The organism is Arthrobacter sp. WCS2018Hpa-7 (assembly GCF_031843805.1).
Taxonomy (GTDB): Bacteria; Actinomycetota; Actinomycetes; order Actinomycetales; family Micrococcaceae; genus Arthrobacter.
The window spans coordinates 16,622-37,095 of record NZ_JAVTJB010000031.1 but is presented as its reverse complement, the minus strand read 5'-3'; the positions used below and the strand labels follow the sequence as shown (position 1 = coordinate 37,095).

Below are 20,474 nucleotides of genomic sequence, written 5' to 3'. Positions count from 1 at the left end.
TCACCTACTTGGGTTAAACGAAGCGGTCGCGGCCTGCCCGGTAGCCAAAGAAGGCAGCCAGGGACCCGACCACCAGGAACAAAATCCCAGCTGCTGCGAACCCGCCCGTTGCCTGATGTAGTTGGCCCACCATCAGAGTGCCGAGTGAACCTACTCCGTAGCCGACGCCCTGCATCATCCCGGACAGGTGCGCCGCCGTGTGGGCGTCGCGGGTTCGGACCATGATCATGGTCAGGGCCACCGCTGTCAGCGATCCTTGGCCCAGCCCGTTCAACCCCGTCCAGACCCAGATCAGCTCCGTGGGGCCAAAGATCGTGAGGGCAAAACCGCCTCCGGTCATCAGCGCCACCACCATGTTGATGATCCGCTGATCCTTGAACCGCGTGGCTAAGGCAGGGGCAAACAGCGAGCCCAGCATCTGCAGCACGATCGATACCGAGACGATCAGGCCTGCCGTACTGCCATCGATCCCCCGCTCGCGGAGGATGGGGGCCATCCACGCGAAAACACTGAACGACATCATCGCTTGCAGGACCATGAACATGGTCACCTGCCACGCCACCGCTGAGCGCCAGACATTCACGCCGCTGTGGACGGCCTGGTGCTTTACTGACGGCTGGCGGATTGCCAACGGCAGGAAAAGCAAAAGTACGACGCCGGCTGGCACCGCCCAGAACCATAGCGCCGAGGTCCAGTGGCCGGTTGCCGTAAAGACCGGATACGTGAAGCCCGCGCCAAGGGCGGCCGAGGCGCAGATCGCAGTGGTGTAGAGGCCGCCCATGAGGCCCAGGCGGTGCGGGAAATCCCGTTTGACGACGCCCGGAAGGAGCACGTTACAGAGGGCTATCGCGGCACCGCAGGCAGCTGTTCCGGCCAGAAGTGCGGGCAAGTGACCCATGCCCGGGAACTCCACGGGCCGCAGGAGCAAGCCCATGGTGAGGACTGCCATGGCTCCGAGGAGCACCCGTTCCGCACCGAACCTGCGGGCGAGGATGGGCGCCAGGGGTGCGAAGACACCCAGGAGCGTGACCGGAACGGTGGTGAGGACCACCAGCGACCAGCCCGGCAGGCCGGCGTCGGACGTGATCTCCGGGAGAACGGCTGAGAAGCTGGAGAAGACGGTGCGGAGGTTGAGCCCGATCAACACGAGGCAGACGCCCAGGTAGATCAAGCTCTTCTTGCCACCCAGTTGCGTGGGGTCCGCTGCCGGCTCGTCGTCGATCTCCGCGTCCACTGCTATGTCAGGCAGGACTGATTTCTCTGGGTAGCCGGGTGTCTTGGAAGAGGTCACACGTCCTATTCTGTCAGCACAGGTTCTCCGGGACATTCCCCCGATGCCAATTTCGTATTACGATTTGAATGTGGGCAACGAGAAGATCAACGGAGTACCGGTTACCGACGAGACGATCCAAGCGTGGGCTAACGAAGCCGAACGGGGATACCCGGCTGAGCAACTACGCAAGCGTGGCCGTCGCCCAGTCGGTGAGGGCCCCGGCGAAGTAATTCCGGTGCGCATGGACGCTGCACTGCTACGGGAGCTCTCCGCTCGGGCCGAGCATGATCATCTGAGCCGATCTGAAGCGATACGCGCAGCCGTCCGGGCGTGGATCAGCGCCGCTTAGTGCAGGCGCATTCATCCGCACTCAAGCACGGCATCAGCGCCGAGGATGGTATCCATGCGGCTGGACACATCGTCTATATTGCGGACCTCGACGATGACAGCCCTGCTCGCCAGCTAAGGCTGGGCTTCGATCCCGCAGGACGTCTTCTCGAACTCATCGTCCTTCGGTTCGACAGCGGCAATGAGCTCCTGATCCATGCGATGAGGGCCAGAAAGCAGTATCTGGAACTGCTCACCTGAGTTCATCTTTAGCCACCACACTCGTGGGCAGGCGCGATGACCAGAGCGACCCAAACTTTCATTGGTCTCCCTCCTGGCGTCCCTGGTCGCTAACCCGTCCGCCCAACCAAAGTATTCTGGAAAGGATGAGTGAAAACCCAGATTCCCCGCGACCCGTCACGCCCGGCACCCAGGCCTCCTTTGGTACCTATGGCGGCCGCCCCGTCAGCTTTGTGCGCCGCGGAACCCGTCTGCAGGGCCGCAGGCAGGCAGCGTGGGAAGAGCACGCCGAGCGCTGGGCCATCCAAGTCCCACGCCATGTTGCCAACACGTCCGTTCACCCTGATTACACTTTTGACGCCGAGGCAGTATTCGGGCGCAAAGCACCCCTGATCGTGGAGATCGGCTCCGGCCTGGGCGATGCTGTGGTTCACGCCGCAGAGCAGAACCCGGACAAGGACTTCCTCGCGGTGGAGGTCTACACCCCTGGCCTGGCCAACACCATCATCAAGATCAACAGCCGTGGGCTGACCAATGTGCGCGTGGTGGAAGCCAATGCCCCGGAGGTTTTGGAGTCCATGCTGCCGGAAGGCTCGGTCAGCGAGCTTTGGGTGTTCTTCCCGGACCCGTGGCACAAGGCCCGGCACCACAAACGCCGGCTCATCCAGCCCGCGTTCGCTTCGGTCGCCGCCAAGGCCCTCGAAAAGGGTGGGTACTGGCGCATCGCGACCGACTGGTCCAATTACGCGGTACACGTCCGCGAAGTGCTGGCAGACTCCACTGAGTTCGAGAACATGCACGAAGGCGAGCGCAGCGGCGAGGAGAGTCCGCTGACGCAGGTGTGGCAGTCCGGCGTCGAATCTGTTGTGGGCGGCGCCCCGGTGAGGGAAGGCCGCGCGCCGGTCAGCACCGAGCACACCGGTCCGAACGAGGGCGTGGATGCAGAAGGTGGCTGGGCTCCGCGGTTCGATGGCCGCATCCGGACCAGCTTCGAGAACAAAGCCCACGAGGCCGGGCGCATGATCTTCGACCTCACCTACCGCAAGATCTAGCCGAACCTTTGGGGGAACCATGAGCTATCAGCCACCGGTGGACTACTACCAGCAACCTCAACGGACCGGTAACCGAGGCCTTGCCGCCGGGATCACCAGCATCATCGCAGCCGTGCTCTCGCCGATCGCAGCCGTGGTCAGCATCCCCTTGGGCATCGCAGCCGTCGCCTCCGCCATGAGCCGTTACAACGAGGGCAACGATGCCTGGTGGTTTGGTGCACTTGTCCTGGCGGGGACTGCCGTGGTGCTGGCGATCGTTGCAGTGGTGAGCGGGCTGATCGCCGTCTTCCGGGCAGGCCGCATGAACGCGGGACGCATCACAGGCATCATCGGCTTGGCCATCATGGCGATCAACATCTTTGGCATTGTCTTCATGGTGTTCCTGGTGCTCGGCTCAGGTCAGGGGTTCTAATGCCGCAGGTGCGCGCCGAACGATTCATCCGCTTGGATCCGGAGACCGCCTTCGCCCTCTCCCAGACCACGGGTGCATTCCGGCTCACATGGGACCCGTTCATTTCCGCCCAGGCTTTCCTGGACGGAGCCACGGCAGCCGGTAAAGGCGTCAGGACGCGGACCGTCTCCCGTATGGGGCTGAAAATGGTCAGCGAATACGTCTCCTACACCCCACCCCGAAACGTTGGGATGACCATGGTCTCCGGGCCGTGGTTCTTTGAAACCTTCGGCGGTGGTTGGCGGTTCACGCCCGACGACGGAGGCACCCGGGCGGTCTGGAAGTACACCTTTTCGTGCCGGCCGGCGCTGATAAAGCCGTTGGCCGAGAGGATCGGCGGCTGGCTCTTGGGCCGGGAGATCGAACGCCGGATCGAGGCATTCGCCAAGGCCTGCGAGAACGCGGCGCTGGTGGCCGAACTGCGCGCCCAGGGCACCGGCGTTACAGAGCAATAGATCGCTCGGGAACCACCGCTACGGCACCGAAATCGAGGCCACCGTGTTCTCGGCCTCATCGCGAAGCTCAACCCCAGCGATGCCTGCCAACTGCACCGGAGTGGCCCCGGTGATCTTGATCCGGCCGCTCTGAGTGGCCGTCCATCCGCACGTGCGTTCTTCGGCGCCGTCCCTGCCCTTCACCCACAGATACAGGGTGCCTTCCAGCGGCATCGAGCGGCCCTCCACAGCGAGCTCGGTGCCCCAGTTCTTTTTCACCATGCCCACGGTCAGCTGCAATCCATTGTCCGACTGCACCGAGTAGCTTGCGTCCGGTTTCGGGGGCTGGTTCAGCAGAGGTCCGGCGAGGAAGCCGGCTGCAAGGCAAGCAGCGGCGACCGCGCCCACCACAGCCGCCCACCGCCGTCGTGATTTCCGCCTGCGGACCGACAAGTCCACCAGGACTTTTTCAGGAACCGCCTCGGGTTCCAACGGTGAGAGTGAGTCCGCACCCCCAGCGACCGTGAGCGCGACAGCGTCAGCCCGGGGAACGGCGTCGAGCAGTGCGGGCAGGCTTTCAAGCTCCTCCAGCTCACGGCGACACTCAGCGCAGGCGGCGAGGTGGTCCTCAAATGTACGGGCCTCGTGGGCCTCCAGCCCACCCAGAAGGTAGGCGCCCAGTAACTGGTGGACGGAGTTGCCGTTCATCGTTCCACCCCCATTTCATCAAGGATTGTTCGGAGGGCTTTCACAGCGTAGAAAGCCCGGGATTTCACGGTTCCCGCGGGGATGTTCAGCTGCAATGCTGCCTCGCTGACGGTGAACCTTTGGTAGTGGAGGGCCACCAAAACCTGCCGGTGTTCGTGACTGAGCCGGAGCAACGCTTCCTCCATGAGCACCCTGTTCAGGAGCTCGTCCACGCGTTCGGTGGCCGCGTGGTCCGGGAGGTCGTGCTCCCCGGCTTCGAGCGGCCGACGCTGTGCCTTCCTGTAGTTGTCGATTATGACGTTGCGGGCCGTCCGGAAGAGGTAGCTGCGCAGGCTTCCTGTGATCTGAGGGGCGTGCTGCCACACCTTGAGGATGGTTTCCTGCACGACGTCGTCCGCTTGGTGGGCGTCGGAGGTACAGCTGAGCACGAAGCGTTTCAGGGCCGTGCCATGGTCGCGGTAGATCGCAGCCACTACGTCCTCGTCCAACGGCATGGCCACCTCCCTCACTGTCTTCCTCCGCCCCTTCGCCTATACGACGACGCGCACTGGTAAATGGTTCAGCTTCATGAACCATTCTTCCCCCACCGGCGTCGTAGGGGTTAGCGCCGGTCCGTTCCGGCCGGCTCGTCAAAGGAGCTAGACATGAAGAAACCACTCAGCTTTGGACTCAGTGCGTTGATCCTGACCGCCGCTCTGGCGGGCTGTGGCGGGAGCCCAGGGACCAGCACCACTTCTCCGTCCGCAGCCACCTCCTCCGCGGCCCCCACCTCCGCGGCCCCCACCTCCGCTTCGCCACCTTCGGCTTCCAGCCCTGCAGCCGCGAGCACCGCAGCCGCCAGCACCGAGATGAAGGTCGCGTCCTCCAGCGCCGGCCAGATCGTCGTGGACGGAGAGGGCATGAGCCTCTACTTCTTCACCAAAGACGTCAAGGACTCCGGAACCAGCGCCTGCACGGAAGCGTGCCTGGCCGCGTGGCCGATTTTCACCACGACGGCGGAAACACCCTCTGTTGACGGCGTCTCCGGAACGGTGGGAACCATCGCGTCACCGGATGGCAAGAAACACGTAACCCTCAACGGCATGCCCTTGTACTACTACGCCAAGGACAAAGCTCCGGGCGATGTCACCGGCCAAGGCGTGGGCGGCGTCTGGTACCTGGTGAGCCCCACCGGGGAGATGATCAAGTAAGGCGCGTGGCCCCGAGTTCGTGGGAAGCCTGCCCCATAGCCGGAAGGTTCCATGCGAGCTTGCAGGTTTCCCGCGATCTGGTCCTCGGTGCCACTCACCTAAGTTCCCGAAGGATGCGTTCCTTGAAGGAGCGCTCTTGGAACAAGTCCTTCCATTCGATCCGGATGAACCGCCAACCTTCCTCGACGAGCGCTTTCTCCCGCCGCCGCTCTTGGAAGATGACCTCATCCGTTGGTTTGAAGTCGAAGTATTTGGTTCGTCCGTCGAACTCCAAAGCCAGTTTTTCCTCTTTCCAGGCAAAGTCCATACGATGCCGGCCCGCCCGGGACTGCACCTCGAATTGTGGCTGTGGGGGCCGGATGCTGAGTCTTTGGATTAATTCACGGGTGAGCGTCTCGCCGGCGGACTCGGAGCGCGGATCTGAGTTGTCCAAGGCCTTGCGCAGCGTGCGGATTCCACGCTTTCCAGCGGAATTTACTACCAACGCTGTCAGCTTGTTCCTGTCGGCGCCGATGCGAAGCCCGTGGTCCACGATCACCAAGGCTTTGGGATAGCTCAGCATCCTGGCACTGTCATAGATGGTGCGTTCAAGCGTGGTCGCGCGAAGACCACCAACCACCGCAACATCGTCCTCCGAGAACGCCTCTGTGTGCCCCCGGACGTCCTTACCCCAACGGTCGGATGAAGGCCTGGCCGGGTGCAGGATGTGAACCTTGTCATCAACACCCCATATAAAGAGCCCGTGGAGTCGTGCCGCCGACAAATGGCTATAGACGAACCCACCCGTCGACGTTGTCAGCGTTCCATGAGCGTGTGCCCGGATCCGTTCCTTGGCCTGACTCGCTGGGCCCAGGGCCTTCCACTTGCTGCCCCGGATGTAGCAGCCATACCTCAAGCGGTGCAGTTCACCGCGCTCCATTAGTGCCTTGACCTTTCGGCTGGTTAGTCCGAGCCGAAGCAACTCGTCGGTTCTCCACATGTACCCGCTTGCGGGAAGCCGGTGGACTGGCGGGACAGTGGTTTCGATCGATGATGTTGGATCCATCGGTTCAGCATGCCGACCAAACCTCCAGTCGCAGAAGGGGTGCGCCACGCTATGTGGACATCCGAGTGCCGAGGCGCCGGGAACGCGGCGAATTCGCTGCAAGTTTGCCCACGGGCACGCAGGGTTCCAGCGAACTCGCGCATTCCGGCAAACTTCCATGCTGAGCTAGGCTAACTGCAAGCCACTCACTGGGGAGAGAAAATGGCAGAGAAGACAAAAACGAAGAACCCGCCGAACTTGGCATTCCTTGTCCTGCAAGAGGTCGCGTGGGCTTTGGGACTAGTGGCCATGACACTGCACACCATCGATCGCGGTCTGGACTGGATCTGGATTGGCCTGCTTGTCGGGTGGCAAGCATCCATCATCTGGGGCTTCGTGAAGCTCCGGCGGGCCCAAGCCACTTAGCACGCTGAGATCGCGGGAAACCTGCCGCATCGCCGCAAGGTTCCGGACGAGCACGCACCTTTCCAGCGAACTCACGCACGGACCACCGCTTACCGCCTCGCACGTCCGTACAACTTCAGGACCAGGTGCTCGATGTCCGGCTCGTGGAGGGACAGGTCAGCTACCTCGGCTGTGCTCGCGATTGCGGCCAGGACTGTGGCCGCTGAGAGCCTGCGGGGGTCGAACGAAACGCTGTGCCGGATTCCGTCGGCCTCAATGCCCTGGTGGACGGCGCCGTCGGGAAGCAAGAAAAGATCAGCCGAGTGCACGGGGGCGGCGAGGTCAACCACCATGGTGCGGACGGCTCCGGCGACGTCAGCCAAAACGGTGAGCGGACCGTCGTAGGCGATGGCGCCGTCGTCGACTACCAGGACGCGTTGGCACAAACGCTGGATATCACTCATGTCGTGGGTTGTGAGCAGCAGCGTGGTGCCGTTTTCCCGACGCTCGGCGTCCAGGAACTGCCGCAGTTTCTCCTTGCTGATCATGTCCAGGCCGATGGTGGGCTCGTCCAGGATGACAAGTTCCGGCCGTAATGGCGCTTAGCAGCAGCGATGCCCGGATGAGCCCGAAGACGGAGTTGGTGAAAGCCCCGGCGACGGCGGCAGTACGGTACGTGGAATGGCGGCGGAAGGATGACCTGGCCAGTTCCCAATACGGACGCACCGGACGAGTCTAGCCACGTCGGACAGCCAAATCGCCGGAAACGCGTCGAGGCCGCCGGTACGCTACGGCGATTCCGCAGCGTTCCGGCGATCTCGCGCAGAAAGGCTTACGCGTCGGCGAATTCCTCGGACTCTTCGAACTCTACGGCCGCGATGATTTCCTTGGTCTCCGGGTGGATCATGAAGGCCTCCTCGTCGTCCTCGATCATGAGGTAGTCGCCGTGGTCGGTGGAGAAGTGCCAGGCGAGGGTCTTCACGCCGTCGTGCTCGTAGTTGGGATCGCCCATGGTGATCTTTTCCAAGGAGTAGCCGGCAACATCGCACAGTTCGCGGATGATGACCTCGAACTCCGGGGCATTGGCGATGGCTTCTTCTTCGGCTTCGGCTTGGCGCTCGGCGAGGTCCGGGATCAACGCGACGCGCTCGGCAATGTGTGCATCTATTTCTTCGTCGGTCAGGACAAGCAGTTCGGACTGGTCACGGAGGTAGGCCGAGTTGAGGTCGATGATGTCCTCTTCCTCGAGCAACGCTTCAAACTCGGCGTCGAGCTCGTCCAAGGCAACCACCGAGGAAGGCGGCGTTTCGGACTCGTCCAGTTCGCCGTCGAGGTAGGCCTCTGCTTCGTCCTCGGTCAGTGCATCGAACGTGGTCGCAGTGCGGTTGAAGAGGTCCAGGTGGCGGGTGGCGCCCATGCCTTCGAGGCCTGCGCGGACGTAAGCATCCACTTCCTCACGTTCCGGTGCGGTGAAGACATACTGGGCGAACCCACCGGACAGTGCCTGCGTCAGGTAGAAGTCCACAAAGTAGCTATTGAGCGCAGGGGCGGCAATTTCGTCACTGTTGAGGAGCTCCTGGTACATCTGATTCACGACGTTGACGTTGGAATCCACTACATCCGCGTTGCCGGCTTCGAAGCTGGTCTTGTTCAGGACGACGGGGTACTCGTTGGTAGTCATGGGAATTCCTCACTGCTGAAAGCTGGTGGTGCTCCGGACACTTTCAACGTACGCGTGGGAGCGGCGCGGCAATCGAGGAAGAGGTTAACGGAGGGCGAAGTTTGGGAGCCGTTTTCTGCTGACTAAGATTGAGCAGATAACCTCCTGCCGAAAGTAGCCCGACGCATGCCGTCCCACACAGACGAAACCTGGGAACTGGCCATACAGACTCCTGCCATTAACGACCGCTCCCTGGCGGCCGGACTGGCCTATGCCATGGGCAGCCGGGTCAGCGGGATTACTTTCGACGCCGCCACTGGCCTTCTGATGGGCAAGGTCCGCGGGACCGGTCCGCAGCCGTATTCGACGTCGGCAAAACTGGTCCGCAAGCCCAGCGGCTGGAGCTGCACCGTGGGTATCTGCAGTTGCCCGGTCCGCAAGGACTGCAAGCACGTGGCCGCGCTGCTCTTCACTGCGGAGGACCACCCCACCATCCGGGCCCAGCTCCTTTCCCAGGCGCCCGGAATTCAAACCTCGAGGGTCGGCTCGGGCCAGCAGGGCGGCACCGCGCGTCCTGCCTGGGAACAAGCCCTCAACAGGCTGATCACCAAGCCAGGCACTGCTCCGAGCGCGGCTGGCATCCAGCTCGCGCTCCAGTTCGAGGTGGAAGAGCCCGCCGCGCACTTCTCCTACACAGGCCGCCGCGACCCCATGCGCAGTGTCCGCCAACTCAAGGCCCGTCCTGTGATGATGGGCGCCAAGGGCAAGTGGATCCGTGGCGACGTCTCCTGGAACAACCTCAGCTACGTCAGCTTCCGGCGGGAATTCAACGAGGTCCACGTCGAATGGCTTCAGACGTTCCTCGCCGCCCACGGTTCCAGCAACGGCCGCCAGCAACCGTCGGGGGCCATGTGGTTGAGCCTGAACGACTTCGCTGCCAAGAACCTCTGGACCCTCCTCGCTGACGCCACCAAAGCCGGCATCCCTCTCATCCACTCCGCTGGGAGCGAGCCCGTCAGCGTGGAGACGCAACCCGCCGTCGTCGGACTGAGTTTGGCGCGTCTGGACGCTGCCCCGGACGCCACAACGGAAGCGCACGACGGCGGCCTGCAACTGGCGCCGTCAGTCACCGTGGGCGGTGAACCTGTTGACGCCGCCACCGTGGGCTTCCTGGGCAAGCCGGCCAATGGAATCTTCTTCACGCATTCCGGGGACATCCTGCCCGGGGTGCCGCAGCAAAAGAACCTGATTACCTTGGCCCCGATCGAGGGTGGCATCACTGACGAACTTCTCGAATTCGTCATGGACGGCCAAACGCTTCAGATTCCTGCCGAGGATGAGAGCCGCTTCCTGACCTCGTTCTACCCCAAATTGCGACAGTCCACGCCGGTGCAGGCCGCCGACGAATCGGTGGAGCTGCCCACACTGGCTGTTCCCACGCTGTCCCTGCTGGCCAACTACGGCAACGATCACAAGGTCCGGCTGCACTGGGAGTGGCACTACAAGTCCGGCACGCTGGTCACGGCGCAACCGCTTTGGCGGCACCCTGACGACCGCGGCTACCGGGACGATCCTGAGGAAGCCCGCATTCTTGAGTCGCTTGGCCGGCCGTGGGATGTGGTGTCGGCGTTGGCCGAGTCGGCCACGGGCGGTTGGGGCGCACCGCGGCTCGCGGCGTCAGCGGAACTGGGCGGTTTGGACACACTGGCGTTCACCGAAGAGGTCCTCCCTGCGCTGAAGGAACTGCCCGACGTTGTTGTGGAAACCTCCGGTGACATCGCGGATTACCGTGAAGCTGCCGAAGCTCCCGTGGTGTCCATCTCCACGAAGGAAACGGCCAGCGGCGACTGGTTCGACCTCGGCATCGTCATCACGCTCGAAGGCGAACCCGTCTCCTTCGCCGCGGTGTTCTCTGCCCTTGCAGCCGGCATGAGCCGCATGCTGCTGCCCAGTGGCGCGTACTTCTCGCTGGATCTGCCGGAGCTGCACCAGTTGCGCGCGCTGATCGACGAAGCCCGCTCCCTGCAGGACAACCCGGACAACAAGGACGGCACCCTGCAGATCAGCCGCTTCCAGGCTGGTCTCTGGGACGAGCTGGCGCAGCTCGGGATTGTGGACGAACAAGCAGCCGCGTGGCGCGAAGCCGTGGGGGGATTGCTCGACGACGGCGTGACCGGGCTGCCGCTGCCGGCAGGCCTCAACGCTGAGCTGCGTCCGTATCAGCTCGAAGGATTCAACTGGCTCAGCTTCCTGTACAAGCACAGCTTGGGCGGGGTTCTGGCGGATGACATGGGCCTGGGTAAGACCGTGCAGGCCATTGCGCTGATCTGCGCGGCGAAGGACCTGGCTGCGGAGACGGCTGCCGCCGCACAGGGTGATGCTGCTGAGGTGACTCCGCGTGCTCCTTTCCTGGTAGTGGCACCCACCAGTGTCGTGAGCAACTGGGCGTTGGAAGCGCAACGGTTCGCCCCTGGGCTGGTGGTGCGCACCGTTGGTGAGACTTTCGCCAAGAGCGGCCTGTCCCCTGTCGACGCATTGGCGGGTGCCGACGTCGTTATTACCTCCTATGCCCTGTTCCGCATTGATTACGATGCCTACGCGTCGTTCCACTGGGCCGGGCTCATGCTGGACGAGGCGCAGTTCGTGAAGAACCACCAGTCCAAGGCCTACCAGTGTGCGCGCAAGCTCCCGGCACGTTTCAAGCTCGCCATCACGGGCACGCCGCTGGAAAACAACCTCATGGAGTTCTGGGCCCTGACGTCGATCGTTGCGCCGGGGCTGTTCCCGAGCCCCAAGCGGTTCGCGGAGAACTATCAAAAGCCGGTGGAAAAGAACGGCGACTCGGCGCAACTGGGCAAGCTCCGGCGTCGTGTGCGTCCGCTGATGATGCGCCGCACCAAGGAGCAAGTCATCAAGGACCTGCCGCCCAAGCAGGAGCAGATCCTGGAAGTGGTGCTCAACCCGCGGCACCAGAAGGTCTACCAGACACACCTGCAGCGCGAGCGCCAGAAGATTCTCGGCCTAATCGACGACGTGAACAAGAACCGCTTCACGATCTTCCAGTCGTTGACGTTGCTGCGGCAGCTGAGCCTGGACGCATCGTTGGTGGATTCTTCATTGTCCGGCGTGCGCTCCTCCAAGCTCGATGTGTTGTTCGAGCAGCTGGAGGACGTCATTTCCGAGGGCCACCGGACGCTGATCTTCAGCCAGTTCACGGGGTTCCTTGGGAAGGTACGCGAGCGCCTGGACGAAGAGGGTGTGGAGTACTGCTACCTCGATGGCAGCACCCGGAACCGCGGCGACGTGGTCAGCGAGTTCAAGAACGGTGCCGCTCCGGTGTTCCTGATCTCGCTGAAGGCCGGTGGCTTCGGGCTCAACCTCACCGAGGCCGACTACGTGTTCCTGCTGGATCCGTGGTGGAACCCGGCGTCCGAAGCCCAGGCCGTGGACCGCACCCACCGTATTGGGCAGGCCAGGAACGTCATGGTCTATCGCTTGGTTGCGAAGGACACCATCGAAGAGAAGGTCATGGCGTTGAAGGCCAAGAAGTCACAGCTGTTCGCAGATGTGATGGAAGGTGACGCCTTGGCCGGTGGCTCGTTGACGGCGGACGACCTGGCGGCGCTGTTCGCGGAGTGACCTCCCCAAACAGCGCGCACTGCGTCACCCGACGTGTGTGGAAGCTGCCTGAATGATCGTGGCGAGATCGCGGGGGCGGCTCCACATGGGCCAATGCCCCGTGGGGAGGTCAATGACGTCGAGATTCTCGATGTTCGCGACTTCTGCAAACATGGCATGGCCTGCGTGGGCCAACTCCATCACCTGCGCGCCAGGGATCGAGCAGCACACCAGAGTGGTCCGGACCTTGCGGCGGGCATCGTTCATGAGCTCAACGGGCTGACGGAGCACAGGGCCAGGCTCGGGGACGGCCCGGGCACGAAAACGCTCAAGGACCTCTGTGCTCAGGCCTTCGAGACTTGCCTGCTGTGCGAGGACGTCGAGGGACGGCAGCGGAAGCTCCTCCACCCCTTCCGGGAGATCAGGGGCGAAGACGCTCCCTGGTGCAAGAGGGCCGGAGTCAACCCACACCACCAGATGAACAAGCTCAGGGTGTCGGTCAAGGACAAGGCTGACAGGGGCGTTCGCCCCACTGTGAGCCACGAGAACAGCGGGCCGATCTTCGGTAACTCCAAGGCGGGCAAAGTTCTCCAGGACCGCTGCAGCTTGATCGTCCAAGGTCTTTGTCGCCCGCTCAGGATCGTCCCCATCGAGACCAGGGAGCGTCACCGCAACTGCGCGGGAGTGGTCGCTTTGCAGGTGTTCAAGGACTTCATCCCACGCCCAAGCACCCAGCCAGTGGCCGGCGATGAGGATGATGTCCGGATTGCTTGTAGTTGTTGTCATGTCACTACCCTCGCAGGCGTTACGGACAAGGGTGTGTCACTATTTTCGTCATGAATTTAATGCGGGCTGACAGTTGAAGCGTGCAGAACGCCTCCATGCTCTTTCCGAGTTGCTGCGCCGCAGCGGAGCGCGGGGGGTCTCGGCCGAGCGGTTGGCGGGAGAGTTCGAGGTATCCGTGCGCACCGTCAAGAGGGACCTGGATGCGTTGGAGAGCAGTGGTGCGCCCGTTTGGTCGCGCCCTGGACCCGGTGGTGGGTACGGGTTGGCCGCTGGCGCTTCCCTGCCGCCTGTCAGCCTCTCCCCGGCGCAGGCCGTGGCGCTCATGGCGGCCGTGTCCGCTGCACCCGATGCCCCTTATGCCGATCTGGCAGCAGCCGGGATCCGGAAGATCCTGGATGTCCTCGATCGCAAGACCCGGGCAAGAGCCGACGACCTGGCTGGCCGTGTCTGGGTGAACGCGACTCCCCTCTCCTCGCGCGCCATCAGGTCGGCTCTGGAGGAGGCGATGTCCGAGCAACGGGTCATCCGCATGCGCTACACCTCGGGAGATGGGAGCACCACCATCCGCGACGTCGAACCCGTACTGTTCGCCTCAACGAATGGCCAGTGGTACTTGGTTGGATGGTGTCGACTTCGCGACGCCATGCGGTGGTTCATGGTGTCCCGCATTGAGCGAGCCAGCGTCACCAAGACGGCTTGCAGCGGCCACACCATCCACGAAGTCGGGGAACCTCCGGCGAACGCCAGGCCTGTGCACGGTTCGTTGGATCAGCCGTCGCTCGCCTAATCGTCCAGCCGTACGCCCCGCAGCAGCAGCATGGTCCCGCCCACGGCAACCGCGGATGCCAGGAACACGCCTGCGGCACCGAGCCCTACCGCCACAACGCCGATGACGCTGGGCAGGACCACTTGGCCCACCCTGTTCCCGGCGAGCCGCAAGGCCAGGGCCCGCCCGCGCTGGCCTTCAGGCGCTTGGGCAGAGAGCCAGGACATCGTCAGGGGCTGGCCGATTCCCAGCCCCAATCCGAGGAACGCCATCACGACGAAGAGCAACCACTCGGGCATCGGGACGGCGGCCACCCCCAGAGCGGCCGTGGAGATCGCCAGGCTCAGGATCAGCAACCTCATGCGCCCCAGTTTGCGGGACACGCTGCCCAGACCCAGCCGGGACACCATGGAAAACACGGCGCGAACGGTCAGCATAAGGCCCACGGTTGCTGCGGTCAGGCCCCGCTCCGCGCCCAATGCCGGCAGGTAGACAACGGTCAGGTCCACCACGGCCAGGACGGTGGCGCTGGTAGCCAAGGCACGGACCACCCCGGGTGTCCTGAGGAGTGCGGCCGCGCTGCCCTTGGGAGCGCCCTTGGCTGTGCGCCTACCCTGGCTGACCTTCGAAGAAATCACGAACGTGGTCAGGAACATCACCAAGCTCATGGCAGTGGCGAGGAGGAAGATCGCCTGCGTGTTCGGGCGAACGGAAGCACCGCCCACGACGGAAATGGCCAACGGTCCCAAGGCCTGGCCCAGGGACGCGGCGAAGGTCAGGTATCCGAAGGCAGAATCCAGGCGAGACGACGCCGCGTTGTTCGCGACCACCGCTTGCTGCCCCACCACGCAGGCCAACTGCCCGGCCCCCAGAAGCGCTGTTCCCGCTACGAGCGCAGGGACTGACGTCCCCCAGAACAGCAGAAACGCAGAACAGCCCAGTACGACGGCGGCCCCGATCGCCATGAGCCGACGCTCACCAAGGCGGTCCACCAGTCCGCCGATGGGCAGGGCGAGCAGCAGGGGAAACACAGCGTAGCTGGCGGCTAGAAGGCCAAGGGCGAACCCGGGGACATCCAATTCGAGTGCGCGGTACGTGGTGGCCGGCCGGACCAGGAACGTGACGGCCTGGATGAGCGTCGAGTGGACCAGGAGTGCGGTGGATGACCGCCGTCCGAGTTCGCCGATCATTCGACCACGAGGCCGGAGCTGGAGATGACCCGCAAGGTCTCATCCCGTGCGCCGATGACATGGTGGAAGGCGACCTTGGCTGCCTTCTCCGCATCCTTTGAAGCGATCGCTTCGACCAAGAGCCGGTGATTGGCGAGTGCTTCATCGCGGCGTTCGGGAGCGTTGTTGGTGAAGTACCGGTAGCGCTCAACCTGGCTGGCGATCTGCTCATGGAACCGCTGGGCCCAGGAGTTCCCAGCGATCCTGGCGATCGCAGCATGCAGGGCAACCCCGTACTTCATGGCCTCGTCGGCGAACTCCACCATCGCAGCATTGCGGGCAAGTAGCCCGCGGAGTTCTTCAAGGTCCGCGGCGGTGGCATTGGCGCAGGCCTCCCGTGCCATCAGGGATTCCAACGCTGCGCGAACGTCGTAAAGCTCAGAAATCACCTTCTCATCCAGCGCGGGAACCAGGACTCCTCCGGTGGATTGCTGTTCCAGCAGGCTCTCGGAAATCAGGCGGCGGATGGCTTCGCGAAGGGGCGTGCGGCTGACTTGCAAGGCAGCGGCCATGGCGGGTTCGTAGATGCGCTCCCCCGGTTTCAGTTCGAGGCTGAGGATCCGGCGCTTCAACTCGCCGTAGACAAGGTGCGCCCCCGTGTTTCGTGGTTGTTCTGCCATGCTGCCGCCTCAAGGGAAGGTGTACTTGTATACATCTATACAACCACGGGTCAGCGTAGGGCAAAGTTGTTACACCTGTGACCACTTCTGACTGACCACGAACGAGCGTGTTCGAGTGCCTTGTGACGCTCCCGAGAGCCCCATATTCTCGGCTTGCCGGGCCTTCCCGCGAAGCCCTGCACCATCACCCCGAACCCCGACGATGAGGTCCACCCATGGCGTTTTCCGCGCGAAGAATCCGAAGGCCAGTGGCAGTCCTGGCAGCAGCCGTCACTGCAGCCGCCGGCCTGGCACTCATGCCCGCAACCACACCACAAGCACACGCAGACGACGCAACAGCGGTCACCATCACCCCGAACCCCGCCACCAGAGGCGAAGCGTTCGAAGGATGGGGAACCAGCCTGGTGTGGTTCGCGAATGCGACGGCGGGCTACTCCCCCGAGCTCCGGGAGGAGCTGTACCAGAAGGTTTTCGGGGAGGACGGACTCAACCTCAACATCGCCCGCTACAACGTGGGCGGCGGCAATGCCTCAGACGTAGCCAACTACCTCAACGACGGTAGCGCTGTGGAGGGATGGTGGAAGCCGGTGGCCGAAGCGCAACCCGGCCAGCCGGCGTCGAACCTTTACAACCCGGACGGAACCGTGGACAAGACGCAGGCCAACAAGCTCGCGTTCTTGAACGGGTGGGATCCGGACGACCCCGCGTCCTACAACCCCGACGCCGATCAGAACCAGCGGTGGTGGGTGGAACGCCTCGCCGCAGACCAGCAGATCACCCACTGGGAAGCGTTCAGCAATTCCCCTCCGTGGTTCATGACCAAGAGCGGCTATGTCTCCGGCCAGGTCAACACCAACAAGGGCGAGAATCTGCTGCCTGAAGCGGAAGCCAAGTTCGCTGCCTACATGAGGAACGCCGTCGAGCTCCTCGAAAAAGGCAGCGGCATCACGGTGGACACTATCGACCCTTTCAATGAGCCGAACTCGGGTTACTGGGGTACGGACATCAATGCCGCCACCGGCAAGCCGCCCACCACGTACACCCAAAAGCAGGAGGGTGCGCTGATCTACCCGGCCGCCCAGGACCGCGTGACCAAATTGCTGGCCGCTGAGCTCAAAAAGGGCACCACGGACGCCGTCATCTCCGCGATGGACGAGACGGATCCCACCAAGTTCATGACCAACTGGAACGGCTACAGCCAGGAAGCCAAGGACGCTGTTGCGCAGCTCAACGTCCACACCTACGGCACCAACGACCGTCGTCGGGTCCGCGACCTCGCCGGTTCCACGGACAAGCCGCTGTGGATGAGCGAAGTGGGCGGATTCTGGACCGGCAACCCGGTGCTCGGCGACTCCACCAGCGGCTGGGACCGTTCCAATATCACCAACGGCCTGGGAATCGCCAGCCGGATGGTCAACGATCTCCGTGAGCTCGACCCCAACGCGTGGGTCTTCTGGCAGCCTGTGGAGGACACGTACAAGCAGGAGAAGGCAGACAAGGGCTGGGGCTCCATCTACATCGACTTCGACTGCAATTACGAAGGCCGCGAAGGCTTCTCCAACCGCCGCATCAACGACGGCGCATCCCAGGAACAAGCCAAGTGCAAGGTCCTGACCAACCAGAAATACAACACCACCCGGAACTTCACGCACTACATCCGGCCCGGCGACTTCCTCATCCAGAACGACAACGCCAAAACCGCCAGCGCCCTCCGCGCCGACGGCAACGGCGCAACGCTGGTCCACTTCAATGACACCCCGACGGCGGAAAAGGTCACCATCGACCTCAGCCGCTTCGGCAGCATCGCACCCGGCGCCAAAGTCACTCCCGTGGTCACCACGAAGTCACCTCTGGATGACATCGAGAAGAACGCACTCGTCAAGGGCGCGCCAGTCGCCGTCGACACCGCGGCAAAGTCCGCCACGCTCGAGGTTCCTGCTGCGTCTGTGGTGACGTTCGTCGTCGACGGCGTCAGTGGGGTTTCAGAGGATGCCGCGCCTGTGCGGGACGGCCACAGCTACCACCTCAGCGGTGAGGCGAGCGGCAAGTACCTGACCGGGCGTGCGAATGGCTCGGCCTCTATTGAGGAACTGGGCACCGACGCTGCAGGCGTGGCTCCGCAGATGTGGACGTTCAACGCGGTGGGTGCATCAAACGATCGTCGGTGGGTTGTTTCCAGCGCGGACGGACGGGTCCTTACCGGCAACGGGGGCGTGTTGAACGGGAGCCAGAGCGGTGCGGCAACACTGGCTTCTCTGACGTTGGACCAGGCCAAGGCGACTCCTTCTGCACAGTGGATCGTCACCACTGAGAATGGCAAGCAGTGGTCCCTGGTGAACGCCGGTGCCGCGATTGCCTTGCAGGTTTCGGGCAACCAGACCGCTGCTGGAACGTCCGTGGCACTTGCTTCATCTACCGGAACCACCTCAACCGCCTCGGCCAGCCCGCATCAGGCGTGGGCTTTCACGGATATCGCTGATTTGAAGCTCCTGGGTGTTTCGCCCGTTGAACTGAGCACGCTCACGGGCGTTGCGCCTACCCTTCCTTCTACAGTGATTCCGCTGTATGAGGCGGGTCCCGGCAGGCCGCTGGCTGTGACGTGGTCCGCCGTTGATCCGTCTGTTTGGCAGAAGGAAGGCAAGGTAACCCTCCGAGGTTCCGGCGTCGATCCCTATGGCCAGGCTTTTGACGACGCGCTCCTCACTGTGACGGTTGGGCAGTACGTCGCAACAGATCCCGCATCCGTGACAGTTGGTGTTGGTTCTACCGTGGCTGCAGTTCAAGCTGCGGCACCTGCTACGGTCTCCGGACAAATCGGTAACGGGCCCGCCCGCAACCCAATTCCTGTGGTGTGGGACTGGGCTTCACTTTCCGATTCTGCACTGCAGACCGTCGGCTCGTTGACTGTTTCTGGCAAGGCCGGCTCACTGTCCGCGACACTCACCATCGTGGTAGTGGACCGGGTTCCCAGCAGCAACATCTGCAAGGACGACCCCACCACGTCCGCGACCGCCAGCTATACCGAGGGCTCCTACATCGCGAAGAACACCTGCGATGCCAACGCTTCCACCCGCTGGTCCAACTGGGTGAGCGGCGGCCGTGCTGGTGACAGCCTGAGCTATGGTTTCAGCCGCGACTACACCGTTTCATCCGTTGCTGTGACGTCCGCGGAGAAAGCTGCGGCGAGCCTTAAGGTCCAGTACCAGGACGCCTCCGGGGCATGGAAGGACACTTCGGCCGGGACCATCACTGGACTCTCGACTTCTGCACCCACGACAGTTCGCTTCGACCCCGTGACCACCCGCGGCATCCGCGTCTCCTTCCTGACCACGGCGTCGTACACCAAGATCGCCGAGGTAGCCATCGCGGGTTCACGTTTGGCTGACGCCGGACTAGCCGACCTCGGCAGGCTCCTAGTCAACCAAGCGTCCGTCATCGGATTCGCCCCACCGACCACCGACTACCGGGTGCTGGCCGCGACGGCGACTCCCGCCGTCGTCGGCTACCCGCTGGACACGAACGCGAAGGTGACCGTCAAGCAGCCCACCGCTGAGGATCCGACGGCGGTAGTCACCGTGACGGCGCCGGATGGCACCACCAAGGAATATCGCGTCACTGTTTCCACCGGCAAGGACGCATGCAAGAGCGATGGATGGAAGACCAGTCCGTCGCCAGTGTTCACGAACCAGGGGCAGTGCGTGAGCTACTTCGCGGCTGGGAAGTAGGTCTCCTCGGTAACGGTTCGGGTCTCCTCCTGCTGAGCGCGGGAGGGGGCCCGAGCGGCTTAGTCACGCACCCAGCGGTACGGCGTCGTCGTCGAGACCTTGAGCAGCCCGGAGCGTTCCAGGATTGGCCGTGAGAATTCGGTGGAATCGCTGTGGATGAGGGTCTTGCCCAACTCGAGTGCTGCATGGGCACGGCGAGCCGTCAATGCCCGGTAAATCCCCCGGCCGCGCCACTCTTCTCTGGTGGCCCCGCCCCAGATACCGGCGAAGGCCGTGCCGGGCACTGGCTCCAAGCGTCCTGCGCTGACGATTTGTCCGTCAGCCTCCGCCACCCACAACTGCATCCCGTCATCGAGGGAGAGACGGCGCAGCAGGGCATCGGCCATCTCATCCGAGACCGGCTCGCCAAAGACCTCGTCCTGCATCGCGCTCATGGCCCGCACGTCCGGTTCCTCCCTGACCTGCCGTAGGGTCACGCCGTCGGGGAGTGGCACGGCTGTGCTCAAAGCCTTCGCTTCCCCGATCATGATGGACTCGGGTTCGTCCTGGGTGAAGCCGTTTTCGATGAGGGCCTCGTGTAAACCCGGCGCGTGATCATGCCCGCGGGATTTCCATTCAACCCTGGTGATTTCAGGTTCAGCGCGGAAGTAGGCCACCGACTCAGCGACGAGCCGCTTGATGGTCTGCGAGTCCGCGTCACCGAGGTCCTGGTAGGTGACGAAGCCCCGCCCCTTCATGAAGGTCACCAAGCGCACGGGTCCGTGCTGGGTCACTTTGAGGGCGCTCGGGGTCTCGGCGTCGGTGCGGAGGTCCTGGTCATATGCCGCGAGGAAGCGTGCTCGATCGTCGGTTTGGCTCATCCCGCGAGCCTACTGCAGGGGTGGGCCCGCCCGGATGTCGCCCGGTTCGATGGCTTGCTGCGCAGAAGACGGTAGGAGTCGTCTAACCCGCAGCTAGACGTCGAAA

Annotated in this window: 20 protein-coding genes; 10 read left to right on the top strand and 10 right to left on the bottom strand. The window is 63.4% G+C overall.

Annotated elements, in window-relative coordinates:
* Window positions 1–13: 13 nt before the first annotated feature.
* Window positions 14–1,291: a CynX/NimT family MFS transporter gene (locus RQH14_RS21705; protein WP_311215187.1), complete on the bottom strand. Its 1,278-nt coding sequence runs from the start codon at window positions 1,289–1,291 to the stop codon at window positions 14–16.
* Between the two features lie 43 nt (window positions 1,292–1,334).
* Between RQH14_RS21705 and RQH14_RS21700 the strand changes: the two genes are divergently transcribed.
* From RQH14_RS21700 to RQH14_RS21680, 5 genes are all read left to right on the top strand, one after another.
* Window positions 1,335–1,622: a ribbon-helix-helix domain-containing protein gene (locus RQH14_RS21700; RefSeq protein WP_311215186.1), complete on the top strand. Its 288-nt coding sequence runs from the start codon at window positions 1,335–1,337 to the stop codon at window positions 1,620–1,622.
* A complete protein-coding gene (locus RQH14_RS21695) occupies window positions 1,604–1,861 on the top strand; it encodes a toxin (RefSeq protein WP_311215185.1) in 258 nt (85 codons plus the stop codon). Before RQH14_RS21700 ends, RQH14_RS21695 begins: the two co-directional genes overlap by 19 nt.
* A 125-nt stretch (window positions 1,862–1,986) precedes the next feature.
* Window positions 1,987–2,892, top strand: coding sequence for a tRNA (guanosine(46)-N7)-methyltransferase TrmB (gene trmB, locus RQH14_RS21690; protein ID WP_311215184.1), 906 nt, complete (start codon window positions 1,987–1,989; stop codon window positions 2,890–2,892).
* 19 nt (window positions 2,893–2,911) lie between these two features.
* A complete protein-coding gene (locus RQH14_RS21685; RefSeq protein ID WP_311215183.1) occupies window positions 2,912–3,304 on the top strand; it encodes a hypothetical protein in 393 nt (130 codons plus the stop codon).
* Window positions 3,304–3,798 carry an SRPBCC family protein gene (locus RQH14_RS21680; RefSeq protein WP_311215182.1) on the top strand — a complete coding sequence of 165 codons (495 nt, stop codon included), beginning with the start codon at window positions 3,304–3,306 and terminating at the stop codon, window positions 3,796–3,798. Before RQH14_RS21685 ends, RQH14_RS21680 begins: the two co-directional genes overlap by 1 nt.
* Window positions 3,799–3,816: 18 nt before the next feature.
* On the opposite strand, the gene RQH14_RS21675 is transcribed toward RQH14_RS21680, so the two are convergent.
* Together RQH14_RS21675 and RQH14_RS21670 are read right to left on the bottom strand one after the other, a co-directional pair.
* On the bottom strand, window positions 3,817–4,485 hold the full coding sequence (locus tag RQH14_RS21675; protein ID WP_311215181.1) for a zf-HC2 domain-containing protein: 669 nt from the start codon (window positions 4,483–4,485) through the stop codon (window positions 3,817–3,819).
* A complete protein-coding gene (locus RQH14_RS21670; protein ID WP_311215180.1) occupies window positions 4,482–4,979 on the bottom strand; it encodes a sigma-70 family RNA polymerase sigma factor in 498 nt (165 codons plus the stop codon). The genes RQH14_RS21675 and RQH14_RS21670 overlap by 4 nt, the downstream gene beginning before the upstream one ends.
* 150 nt (window positions 4,980–5,129) lie before the next feature.
* Here RQH14_RS21670 and RQH14_RS21665 point away from each other — a divergent pair, with 150 nt between their 5' ends.
* Entirely contained in the window at window positions 5,130–5,675 is a 546-nt protein-coding gene (locus RQH14_RS21665; protein ID WP_311215179.1) for a hypothetical protein, read from the top strand.
* 94 nt (window positions 5,676–5,769) lie between these two features.
* On the opposite strand, the gene RQH14_RS21660 is transcribed toward RQH14_RS21665, so the two are convergent.
* Window positions 5,770–6,720: a hypothetical protein gene (locus RQH14_RS21660; RefSeq protein ID WP_311215178.1), complete on the bottom strand. Its 951-nt coding sequence runs from the start codon at window positions 6,718–6,720 to the stop codon at window positions 5,770–5,772.
* Window positions 6,721–6,921: 201 nt separating this feature from the next.
* Between RQH14_RS21660 and RQH14_RS21655 the strand changes: the two genes are divergently transcribed.
* Window positions 6,922–7,125 carry a hypothetical protein gene (locus tag RQH14_RS21655; protein ID WP_311215177.1) on the top strand — a complete coding sequence of 68 codons (204 nt, stop codon included), beginning with the start codon at window positions 6,922–6,924 and terminating at the stop codon, window positions 7,123–7,125.
* An 89-nt stretch (window positions 7,126–7,214) separates the two neighbouring features.
* Here the strand turns inward: RQH14_RS21655 and RQH14_RS21650 are convergent, their stop codons facing one another.
* Window positions 7,215–7,652, bottom strand: a complete 438-nt coding sequence (locus RQH14_RS21650) for a hypothetical protein (protein WP_311215176.1) — start codon at window positions 7,650–7,652, stop codon at window positions 7,215–7,217.
* Between the two features lie 284 nt (window positions 7,653–7,936).
* Complete coding sequence (locus RQH14_RS21640) at window positions 7,937–8,785, bottom strand: hypothetical protein (protein ID WP_311215175.1); 849 nt, start codon at window positions 8,783–8,785, stop codon at window positions 7,937–7,939.
* A 165-nt stretch (window positions 8,786–8,950) separates the two neighbouring features.
* Here RQH14_RS21640 and RQH14_RS21635 point away from each other — a divergent pair, with 165 nt between their 5' ends.
* Window positions 8,951–12,403 carry a DEAD/DEAH box helicase gene (locus RQH14_RS21635; RefSeq protein ID WP_311215174.1) on the top strand — a complete coding sequence of 1,151 codons (3,453 nt, stop codon included), beginning with the start codon at window positions 8,951–8,953 and terminating at the stop codon, window positions 12,401–12,403.
* A 24-nt stretch (window positions 12,404–12,427) separates the two neighbouring features.
* On the opposite strand, the gene RQH14_RS21630 is transcribed toward RQH14_RS21635, so the two are convergent.
* A complete protein-coding gene (locus tag RQH14_RS21630) occupies window positions 12,428–13,168 on the bottom strand; it encodes an alpha/beta fold hydrolase (protein WP_311215173.1) in 741 nt (246 codons plus the stop codon).
* Between the two features lie 73 nt (window positions 13,169–13,241).
* Here RQH14_RS21630 and RQH14_RS21625 point away from each other — a divergent pair, with 73 nt between their 5' ends.
* Window positions 13,242–13,955 carry a WYL domain-containing protein gene (locus RQH14_RS21625; RefSeq protein ID WP_311215172.1) on the top strand — a complete coding sequence of 238 codons (714 nt, stop codon included), beginning with the start codon at window positions 13,242–13,244 and terminating at the stop codon, window positions 13,953–13,955.
* Here the strand turns inward: RQH14_RS21625 and RQH14_RS21620 are convergent.
* Both RQH14_RS21620 and RQH14_RS21615 read right to left on the bottom strand, forming a co-directional pair.
* Entirely contained in the window at window positions 13,952–15,124 is a 1,173-nt protein-coding gene (locus RQH14_RS21620; RefSeq protein ID WP_311215171.1) for an MFS transporter, read from the bottom strand. The two genes, RQH14_RS21625 and RQH14_RS21620, sit on opposite strands and share 4 nt — an antisense overlap.
* Complete coding sequence (locus RQH14_RS21615) at window positions 15,121–15,783, bottom strand: GntR family transcriptional regulator (RefSeq protein ID WP_311215170.1); 663 nt, start codon at window positions 15,781–15,783, stop codon at window positions 15,121–15,123. The genes RQH14_RS21620 and RQH14_RS21615 overlap by 4 nt, the downstream gene beginning before the upstream one ends.
* A gap of 248 nt (window positions 15,784–16,031) precedes the next feature.
* Here RQH14_RS21615 and RQH14_RS21610 point away from each other — a divergent pair, with 248 nt between their 5' ends.
* Window positions 16,032–19,508: a discoidin domain-containing protein gene (locus RQH14_RS21610; protein WP_311215169.1), complete on the top strand. Its 3,477-nt coding sequence runs from the start codon at window positions 16,032–16,034 to the stop codon at window positions 19,506–19,508.
* Between the two features lie 59 nt (window positions 19,509–19,567).
* Here RQH14_RS21610 and RQH14_RS21605 read toward each other — a convergent pair whose 3' ends face one another.
* Complete coding sequence (locus RQH14_RS21605) at window positions 19,568–20,368, bottom strand: GNAT family N-acetyltransferase (RefSeq protein WP_311215168.1); 801 nt, start codon at window positions 20,366–20,368, stop codon at window positions 19,568–19,570.
* Window positions 20,369–20,474: the final 106 nt, after the last annotated feature.

Coding starts and splice junctions, on each gene's coding strand:
- RQH14_RS21670 (WP_311215180.1), bottom strand. CDS start 4,979: ATGCCGTTGGACGAGGACGTAGTGGCTGCGATCTACCGCGACCATGGC.
- RQH14_RS21640 (WP_311215175.1), bottom strand. CDS start 8,785: ATGACTACCAACGAGTACCCCGTCGTCCTGAACAAGACCAGCTTCGAA.
- RQH14_RS21680 (WP_311215182.1), top strand. CDS start 3,304: ATGCCGCAGGTGCGCGCCGAACGATTCATCCGCTTGGATCCGGAGACC.
- RQH14_RS21655 (WP_311215177.1), top strand. CDS start 6,922: ATGGCAGAGAAGACAAAAACGAAGAACCCGCCGAACTTGGCATTCCTT.
- RQH14_RS21605 (WP_311215168.1), bottom strand. CDS start 20,368: ATGAGCCAAACCGACGATCGAGCACGCTTCCTCGCGGCATATGACCAG.
- RQH14_RS21635 (WP_311215174.1), top strand. CDS start 8,951: ATGCCGTCCCACACAGACGAAACCTGGGAACTGGCCATACAGACTCCT.
- RQH14_RS21660 (WP_311215178.1), bottom strand. CDS start 6,720: ATGGATCCAACATCATCGATCGAAACCACTGTCCCGCCAGTCCACCGG.
- RQH14_RS21685 (WP_311215183.1), top strand. CDS start 2,912: ATGAGCTATCAGCCACCGGTGGACTACTACCAGCAACCTCAACGGACC.
- RQH14_RS21650 (WP_311215176.1), bottom strand. CDS start 7,652: ATGATCAGCAAGGAGAAACTGCGGCAGTTCCTGGACGCCGAGCGTCGG.
- trmB (WP_311215184.1), top strand. CDS start 1,987: ATGAGTGAAAACCCAGATTCCCCGCGACCCGTCACGCCCGGCACCCAG.
- RQH14_RS21620 (WP_311215171.1), bottom strand. CDS start 15,124: ATGATCGGCGAACTCGGACGGCGGTCATCCACCGCACTCCTGGTCCAC.
- RQH14_RS21675 (WP_311215181.1), bottom strand. CDS start 4,485: ATGAACGGCAACTCCGTCCACCAGTTACTGGGCGCCTACCTTCTGGGT.
- RQH14_RS21615 (WP_311215170.1), bottom strand. CDS start 15,783: ATGGCAGAACAACCACGAAACACGGGGGCGCACCTTGTCTACGGCGAG.
- RQH14_RS21700 (WP_311215186.1), top strand. CDS start 1,335: ATGCCAATTTCGTATTACGATTTGAATGTGGGCAACGAGAAGATCAAC.
- RQH14_RS21630 (WP_311215173.1), bottom strand. CDS start 13,168: ATGACAACAACTACAAGCAATCCGGACATCATCCTCATCGCCGGCCAC.
- RQH14_RS21665 (WP_311215179.1), top strand. CDS start 5,130: ATGAAGAAACCACTCAGCTTTGGACTCAGTGCGTTGATCCTGACCGCC.